The organism is Streptomyces sp. P17, assembly GCF_032436805.1.
Taxonomy (GTDB): domain Bacteria; phylum Actinomycetota; class Actinomycetes; order Streptomycetales; family Streptomycetaceae; genus Streptomyces.
The window spans coordinates 1-1,235 of the sequence record NZ_JAVRBF010000182.1 but is presented as its reverse complement, the minus strand read 5'-3'; the positions used below and the strand labels follow the sequence as shown (position 1 = coordinate 1,235).

Below are 1,235 nucleotides of genomic sequence, written 5' to 3'. Positions count from 1 at the left end.
AGCTTGTCTCGCCCGGCGCGAGGTCGTTCTCGCGGCACCGCTTCTGCGAAGGGCGTCTGGTGGCTGTCAGTGACCGGGATAAACCCTCAGTGCCTCCGCTGGACGTGTCCGACATCAAAGACCTCACCCGAGACCAGCTTCGGGCGATCGAGGACGGCGCTGACATCAACCAAGTCATCAACGCCAAGCCGGCTGTCCGCATCACCAAGGACGGCGAAAAGAAGTCGGTGCTGCGAGCCAACGGCGCCCGCACCATGTACGGCGCTCGCAGGATGGAGCGCTGGACCCCGAAAGCGATCTACGCCAAGGCGGGCGACGACCAGGACATGGCGATCCAGCTACTGCGGAAACACAAGTACATGCGCTGAGCGAGGTCAGCGCATCCAACCCCAGAGAGGTGGCACGATGCCGCACCACACGCCCGACGATCTGCGACAGATCATCGACACTCACCGCGCCCTGTTCGGCGGCTTCACGATGCTGGCCGACAACAACAGCGCCCCAGAGGCCCCCAAGGAACCCTCCGACGGCAGCAAGGCCCCCGAGGCGCCCAAGGATGACGACAAGGCCGACAAGTCCGACGAGAAGCTCGGCGACAGCGGCCTCCGCGCCCTCCAGAGGGAGCGCGACGGACGCAAGGAGCTGGAGCGGCAGATGTCGGAGCTGAAACGCGGCCTGGCAGCGATTGCCGGCGCGGAGACCCCCGACCCAACCAAGGTGACGGTCGAGGACGTTGCGGCGCAGATGCAGCACATGCAGCACGAGCTGGCCGTCGAACGGGCGGCCCGCTCCCACGGCATCACCGCCGAGGACGACATCAAACTTCTGGTCGCGACGACCAGCCAAGACCAGCTAAATGCCCTCGCGGCACGGCTGGCACCCGCCGACCACACCGGCAGCGACGGCGCGAAGCCCCGCGGCCCCAAGCCGGACCCGTCCATCGGGCGAGGTGGGGGCGATTCCAACAAGGGCGGCACCGTTCAAGCGGGCCGCGACGCCTACCGGCAACTACATCAGAAGAAGGAGTGACCATGCCTCGCATGAAGGTTGAGTCGTTCTCGGGCGGGAATCGTTCCTGGCTCGCCTCGGCTCACGCAATTGTCAACAACCACACCTGCACGCTCGACGTGTCGACGTTCACCAAGGGCACCAGCCTGACCGATGGGCACTACCCCAAGGGGTTCTTCCCGTCCGGCCTGGAGCTCAACATCGCCAACCTCGGCGCGATCGAGCCG

2 protein-coding genes and 1 pseudogene are annotated in these 1,235 nt (G+C 66.1%); all 3 read left to right on the top strand.

Translation table 11 applies throughout. The features are described from left to right. Nucleotides 1-368: hypothetical protein (locus RMT89_RS40215; RefSeq protein WP_315888701.1), on the top strand; the 368-nt coding region annotated here is incomplete at its 5' end. Between the two features lie 37 nt (nucleotides 369-405). Next, nucleotides 406-1,029, top strand: coding sequence for a hypothetical protein (locus RMT89_RS40210; RefSeq protein ID WP_315888700.1), 624 nt, complete (start codon nucleotides 406-408; stop codon nucleotides 1,027-1,029). 2 nt (nucleotides 1,030-1,031) lie between these two features. Then, nucleotides 1,032-1,235 (top strand): annotated as a pseudogene (locus RMT89_RS40205) (hypothetical protein); the annotation flags it as partial.

Bases quoted from the DNA above. Each gene is read 5' to 3' on its own strand.
- RMT89_RS40210 (WP_315888700.1), top strand. From the start codon at position 406: ATGCCGCACCACACGCCCGACGATCTGCGACAGATCATCGACACTCAC.